The sequence below is a fragment of the Sphingomonas yabuuchiae genome (assembly GCF_001477495.1).
In the GTDB taxonomy this organism is placed as follows: domain Bacteria; phylum Pseudomonadota; class Alphaproteobacteria; order Sphingomonadales; family Sphingomonadaceae; genus Sphingomonas; species Sphingomonas yabuuchiae_A.
Genome location: NZ_LDTF01000048.1, coordinates 75,539 through 82,447, shown reverse-complemented (window position 1 = coordinate 82,447; position 6,909 = coordinate 75,539). Strand labels below are relative to the sequence as shown.

Below are 6,909 nucleotides of genomic sequence, written 5' to 3'. Positions count from 1 at the left end.
TCGCCGCCGCCGCGCTGACCGGCGTGCTGGTCGCGCAGATGCTGGGCGCGCAGCCCTATCTCGTCAACGCCGTGGCGGGCGAGGCGGTGCTGACCCATCACTATCTCATTTATGCCGGGCTGGGCGCCGTGGCCGCAGGGCTGGGCATCGTGCTGATGCGCGCGGTGGCGGAGATGGAGACGCTGACCCGTCGTCTGCCGATCCCGGCGGCGTGGCGGCCGGTCTTGGGCGGAATCCTTCTGATGCCGCTCGCCTGGCTGACGCCGCAGGTGCTGTCGGCAGGGCACGGGGCGCTGCATCTCGACCTGGAATATGGCCTGCCGCTCAGCTTTCTGGCGGCCATCTTCGTGATGAAGAGCGCGGCGTCGATCGTGTCGCTGGGTTTCGGTTTTCGCGGCGGCCTGTTCTTCGCCTCGCTGTTCCTCGGCAGCCTGCTCGGCCATATCTATGCCGATCTGATCGGCCTGATGATGGGCGCGCCGGTGGTCGATCCGCAAAATGCGGCGCTGGTCGGCATGGCGGCTTTTGCCGTGGCGGTGGTCGGCGGGCCGATGACCATGGCGATGTTGGTGCTGGAGGCGACGCACGACTTCTCGCTGGCGGGCGCGGCGATCGCGGCCTCGCTGGTCACGACGACCATCGTGCGAGAGACGTTCGGCTATTCCTTCTCGACCTGGCGGCTCCACCTGCGCGGCGAGACGATCAAGAGCGCGCGCGATGTCGGCTGGATGCGAACCCTGACCGCCGGGCGCATGATGCGCAGGGTCGAGCGTGCGACGCCCGCGGCATGGACCATCGCCGAGTTTCGCCGCGCCTTTCCCCTGGGGGCGACCAGCCGCGTCGTGCTCGTCGACGGACAGGATCATTATGCCGGGATCGTTCAGACCGCGCGCGCCTATGTCGACGGGCTGGACCCGGCCGAGCCGGTCGCAACCCTCGCCATCCAGCGCGACCATGCGCTGGCACCCGATGCGGACGTGAGGGCGGTCATGCGCGCGCTCGATGCGGCGGGGGCCGACGAGATGGCGGTCGTCGGCCCGGACCGGACGGTGCTGGGCCTGCTGTCCGAACCCTATGTCCGCCGCCGCTATGCCGAGGAGATGGACAAGGCGCAGCGGGCGTTGTTCGGCGAGGACTGATCCGGCCTCAGCGCGTCCCGTCGATATAGCGGGTCACATTCTCCGCCAGGACGTTCAGCGGCACGTTGCCGCCATCGACCACCGCCTGGTCGAAATCGCGCAGATCGTAGCGGGGGCCGAGCGCCTTTTGCGCGCGGGTGCGTTGCGACACGATCTCGGCCCTCCCGACCTCATAGCCGCAGGCCTGGCCCGGCCAGGAGCAATAGCGATCCACCTCGCTTTCGGCATTGCTGCGCGGCAGGCCGGTGGCGGCGATGAACTCGGCCAGCGCCTTGTCGCGCGACCAGCCGATCGCATGGATGCCGGTGTCGACGATCAGCCGCACCGCCCGCCAGGCCAGGCCCATCAGATAGCCGAGCCGCCCGGCGGGATCGTCCCGGTACATGCCCAGCTCGTCCGCCAGCTGTTCGGAATAGAGCGCCCAGCCTTCCGAATAGGCGTTGAACGCCAGGATGGATCGGATCAGCGGCAGCTTCTGTGCATATTCGCCCTGCCAGACATGGCCGGGTATCCCTTCGTGATAGACGAGATCGGGGATGGTGACGCGGTTGTGGATCGACGGATCGCCCAGATTGACCCAGACCTTGCCCGGGACGCTGCCGTCGATGGTGCCGGGGCCGCCATAGGCTGCGGGGGCACCGGGCTCCTGCGCCACCGGCATTCGCCGGATTTCCAGATTGCCGCGCGCCAGCCGTCGGAATGCGTCGGGCAGGCGCGGGCGGATCGCGTCGATCCGACCCTGCATATAGGCGACGATCTGCCGCCGCCCTTCGTCACCATCGGGAAAGCCGATGCCGGGACGCTTCTGATAGGCGATGGCGCGCTCGGCAACGCTGCCCTGGGTCAGCCCTTGGCTGCGCAGGATCGTATCCATCTGCGCCTGGAGATCGGCGAGCCGGGCCTTGCCCATGGCGTGCAGATCGGCCGCGCTGCGCCGGGTGGTGGTCCCGGCGCGAAGGCCCCAGGCATACCATTCCGGTCCGTGCGGGCGGACATTCATGCCGGGTGCCGCGATCGCCACGCTGCGCTGGGCCTGCAACTCGGCCAGCTGGCGCTCCAGCGCGGGCACGATCGTCGAGCGGACGATCTGCGCGGCGCGTTTCGTCCAGTCGCCGGGGACCGCGGTGGTCTTGCGGGCGAGCGGCCCAATCAACGGGCCATCGGCCTTCGCCGCCTCGGCGATGGTGCCGGTCATGCCCTTGATCGTCTTGTCGAGCAGGAAGGACGGCGGCACCAGCCCCTGTTCGCGTGCCTGCCGGATACGCACCGTTTCCCCCTCCAGTTGCGCGGGCATGGCGGCGAGGCGCGCGAGATAGGCCTCCGCATCGGCCTTGTCGCGAACTGGCTGGTCGCCGTCCAGCATCTGCGGCACGTCCAGCCAGGCGCCGACATTCTGGATGACGGCATAGGGTGTGTTCCGCCAGTCGCCGATCGTCGCGACGCCGTAAGGCAGCGCCATGCCGTCCAGCGCGGTCCGGAAGGCGCTTTCGACCACCGCAAGGCTGGTCAGCGTCGCGGGATCGAGCCCGGTGCGCGGCACCCGCGCCACTTGTTTCAGGCTATCGGTCAGGAAACGCTGCCGCGCTGTAATACCGGCGGGCGAGCGATCCTCCAGCCTGCGCCGCAGATCGGCATGGGCGCCGGTATCCACGCCCAGAGTGGTCGCACGCTCGGGCACGAGTTCGAGCAGCTGCCACGCCAGCCGATCGAGCAGGGCTCCGACATCGCTGGCCGGGCTGGCCGCCCGGACGGAGGCGGCGGCGGAGAGAGCGGTCATACCCGCCAGGGTTTCACGACGGGAGAAAAAGCTGGTCATGATGGCAGGATGACCGGCACAGCGGCACAGGTCAAACGCGGATGCGGCCGCCTTGCAGTTGTAACATAATGTTCATGCCCATGTCGCTTTCCTGTCTTGCCGCCGCCCTACCGCCTGCCGTGACGATAAGAGGGGCGGGCGATTTATGAAGAATTTTGCGCGACTTGTGGGGGTTTCGGCCTTTGGACTGTTGCTGGCGGGGATGGCTTGCGCAAAGGAGCCTGCCGTGCCGCAGGGGCTGAAGCTCGACCGGGTCGTGCTGCTGATGCGGCATGGTGTCCGCCCGCCGACCAAGTCGCCGCCGATGCCCGAAGGCACTGCGAACCAGGCCTGGCCAAGCTGGCCGGTCGCACCCGGCTATCTGACCCCGCACGGGCGCAAGGGCGTGGAGCGGCTGGGTGGTTATGACCGGAGCGCCTGGACGGCGGCGGGCCTGTTGCCGCGATCGGGTTGCGCCGACATCCGCATCGTCGCCGACAGCGACGAACGCACGATCCGCACGGCCGAGGCCTATGCCGAAGCGCTGGCGCCCGGTTGCAACGTCGCGATCGATCACACGCCGCAGGACGTCGCCGACCCGATCTTCTCGCCCATCGACGAGCGGGCGGTGGCGTTCGATGCGGCAATGGCGCGCGAGGCGGTGCTGGCCGGGGCAGGGGGCGAGGCCGGGTTGGCGGCGCTGGACAAGCGGCTGGCGCCTGAGCTTGCGCGGCTGGACGCGATCCTCTGCGCGCCTGCCTCGCCGACCTGCGGCGTGCGGCAGAAGCCCACCGGTCTTGCCGCCGCCAAGCCCGACAAGCGCCCCAAGCTGAACGGCGCGATCGACCGGGCCTCGACGGCGGCGCAGATCCTGCTGCTCGAATATGCCGAGGGCAAGCCCTTGGCCGAGGTCGGTTGGGGTCGCGCGACACCCGCCGATATCGAGCGGCTGGGAGTCTTCCATGCCGAGGAATTCCGGCTGCTCGCCCGCCCGCGCTATGTCGCCAGGGCGAATATGGCGGGGATCGCTCCGCTGATCGTCCAAGGGCTGACGGCGGACAAGGGGCCGGTCGTCACGATGATCTCGGGCCACGACACCAATATCGCGAGCCTGGGCGGGTTGCTCGACCTGCACTGGAAGGTGCCGGGGCTGGCGACGGACGATCCCGCGCCGGGCGGGGCGATCGTGCTGGAGCGGCTGGTCGATGGGCGGGGGCAGGCCTATGTGCGCGCCCTGTATCGCTCGCAGACCGTCGAGCAGATTCGCAATCTGGCCGATCCGGCGGTTGAAGTGCCCTATGTGGCGGTGCTGCCGATCGCGGGCTGCACGGCGCGCGGCGTTGTGGGGCTGTGCACGATGCAGGCGTTCAAGGCGCAGTTGACCCGCTAAACCATTCCTCCCCAAGCGAGCTTGGGGAGGAAATAACAGAGATTCACCAGGTCAGGTTCAACCGGCCGTAAAGCTGCCGCCCGTTGAAGCCGAAGGGCGAGTAATAGGGGAACGCCGTCACGCCATTGTTGTTGAGCGCGGCGGGTGTCGTGCGGGGATAGACGTCGAACAGGTTCGACGCGCCCAGCGCCAGCGACACATTGTCGTTGAAACGATACCGCCCCTCCAGATCGACGATGGTGCGCGCACCCGTATAGAGGTCGTTGGCGACGACCGATCCGGGTTGCAGCACATCGCCATAATGGACCGCGCGCAGCGTCGCGCCGACCGCCTGACGGGTCCAGTCGACCGAGCCGACAATCTTGGTGCGCGGCGTTCCCTGCTCGATGGTCAGGATGCGGTTGCGGCCGAACAGGCTGGGCGCGGGGTTCAGCGATGCCGTCGAGGTCGGCACGCGGTCGACCGACAGGTCATTGATGTTCGCCGCCGCGCTCAGGTTGAAATCGCCGAGCGTCTCGGTACGCCAGTTATAGGCCGCGACGATATCCAGGCCCTTGGTCGTGGTCTGGACGCCGTTGATGAAGAAGCGCGCCGCTTGCACGCCAAATGGCGACAGCAGGCTTGCAACCTGAGCACTGGCGGAAGACTGGATGTTTTCCGACAGCACGATCTGGTTGCGGATACGGATGCGATAGCCGTCGACGGTCAGGCTGAACCCGCCGAAGCGCACGACCGTGCCCAACGAATAGTTGCGCGACTTCTCTGGCTCCAGCGGCAGCGCCCCCAGCGTCCGGGCCAGATTGCTGTCGACCGGATAGAGGCCGGTTTCCAGGATGGTGCCGTTCGTCACCAGCGTCTGGGTCGAGGTATAATATTGCTGTTGCAGCGACGGCGCGCGGAAGCCGGTCGACAGCGTACCACGGAAGGCCAGCCACGGAGCCACGTCATAGCGGGCCGAGAATTTCGCGGTCGCCGTCTCACCGAAGTCCGAATAGCTCTCGCCACGCACCGCCGCGCCCAGGGTCAGGCGATCCCACAGCTTGGCCTCGACATCCAGATAGAGGCTGCCGTTGCTGCGATGCGCATCGACCTGGTTTTCCGGCCGGAAGCCGACAAAACCCTGCGCGCCCGAGGCCAGGTTGGCGGCCGCGCCGGGCGCACGATTGTAGCTCTCGGGCTGGCCCGCGTCGATCTTGAAGCCCTCGCGGCGATATTCCGCACCGGCCGCGACGTTGAAGACTGCCGCGCCCAGCGAATATTCGCGCGACAGGTCCAGCCCGGTGACGAGTTGGTCATAGGTCAGGCGACCATCGTCGAAGTCGCGTAGCGTGGCGTTGCCATAGGTCGAATTGGCCGAGTTCAGCGTGGCGAAGTCGATCGTGTTGCGGCCATAGCTGACGGTCAGGTCGGCGTTCCAGTCGCCGATCGTCCCGCGCACGCCGCCGGTCGCGTTATAGTCGCGCGAGGTCGTGCCGATCAGCGGCAGGAAGCCGTCGGGGTACAGGCCGCGAACCGCCTCGGCATTCACGTTGTTCGCGCCCGCGACGCGGGGGAAGGCCGCGCTTTCGCTGCTGCGCTGCTGGAACCCGCCATTGGCGTAGGCGGTCCAGCCGCTGTCGGCGAGCGGCAGCGCGGCGTTCAGGTAGACGGTGCCCTGCTCGATCTGTGGATCGCCGAACCGGGCACGGATGCGCTGCGGGGCGGGGCCGCGCGGGTCGATATCGGCGCGGTTGGTCGGCTGGCGCGCGACATATTCGCCCGACAGCGTCAGGAAGCCGTCGCTGCCCAGGCCGAAGCCCTTCCAGCCGCTGATCGTGACGGACTCGCCGTCCCGCACCGAGCGCGAGGTGCGCGCGGCGTCATATTGGGTGGCGAAGGTGCCGAAGGTCACGTTCGCGCCGCCGCCCGACCGGGCCTCACGCAGCCGGAGATTGACCACGCCCGCAATCGCGTCGGAACCATATTGTGCCGACGCGCCGTCGCGCAGCACTTCCACCCGGTCAAGCGCGACGGTCGGGATGGTGTTCAGGTCGACCGCCGCCGCACCGCGTCCGATCGACCCGTTGATGTTGAGCAGCGCCGAGGTGTGTGCCCGCGTGCCGTTGATCAGCACCAGCGTCTGGTCGGGCGACAGGCCGCGCAGCGTGGCGGGGCGGATCGCATCGGTGCCGTCGACCGCCGCCTGACGCGGGAAGTCGATCGACGGCGCGACGCTCGACAGCGCCTGGGCCAGTTCGGTCGTCCCCTGCGCGCGCAGCGCGTTGCCGCTTAGCACGTCGACGGGCGACACGGAGTCGAGGCGACTGCGCCCTTGCGCGCGGGTGCCGGTGACGACGATGTCGTTCTGCGCCGAGGCGGCGGATTCGGCCTCGGTCTGGGCGGTCGGCTCGGTCGTGCTCTGCGCCAGAGCGGGTGCCGCCAGCAGCGGGCCCAGCAACATGGTGCCGCCAAGCAGCAAGGATTGCGCGGTGCGCATCGGGTCATTCCCCCTTATTCTTATCAACGAGATGAGCGGTACTGCTTCTATCTCTACAGCGATGCTGGGAATTGGGGGGCAAGGCTTCCTTGGGGGGCGATAAGGTTGG

The 6,909-nt window shown here is 68.2% G+C and carries 4 protein-coding genes; 2 read left to right on the top strand and 2 right to left on the bottom strand.

All coding sequences use genetic code 11. The features are described from left to right. Window positions 1-1,139 (top strand): chloride channel protein (locus NS355_RS09955; protein WP_058745558.1); only part of this gene is annotated, 1,139 nt, incomplete at its 5' end. Between the two features lie 7 nt (window positions 1,140-1,146). Here the strand turns inward: NS355_RS09955 and NS355_RS09950 are convergent. Beyond that, window positions 1,147-2,916 carry a DUF885 domain-containing protein gene (locus NS355_RS09950; RefSeq protein ID WP_244489636.1) on the bottom strand — a complete coding sequence of 590 codons (1,770 nt, stop codon included), beginning with the start codon at window positions 2,914-2,916 and terminating at the stop codon, window positions 1,147-1,149. Between the two features lie 265 nt (window positions 2,917-3,181). On the opposite strand from NS355_RS09950, the gene NS355_RS09945 reads away from it, so the two are divergent. After that, window positions 3,182-4,324, top strand: coding sequence for a histidine-type phosphatase (locus NS355_RS09945; RefSeq protein WP_244489635.1), 1,143 nt, complete (start codon window positions 3,182-3,184; stop codon window positions 4,322-4,324). 43 nt (window positions 4,325-4,367) lie between these two features. Here NS355_RS09945 and NS355_RS09940 read toward each other — a convergent pair whose 3' ends face one another. Further along, window positions 4,368-6,800, bottom strand: a complete 2,433-nt coding sequence (locus NS355_RS09940) for a TonB-dependent receptor plug domain-containing protein (RefSeq protein ID WP_058745556.1) — start codon at window positions 6,798-6,800, stop codon at window positions 4,368-4,370. Window positions 6,801-6,909 lie beyond the last annotated feature (109 nt).

Coding starts and splice junctions, on each gene's coding strand:
- NS355_RS09950 (WP_244489636.1), bottom strand. CDS start 2,916: ATGACCGCTCTCTCCGCCGCCGCCTCCGTCCGGGCGGCCAGCCCGGCC.
- NS355_RS09940 (WP_058745556.1), bottom strand. CDS start 6,800: ATGCGCACCGCGCAATCCTTGCTGCTTGGCGGCACCATGTTGCTGGGC.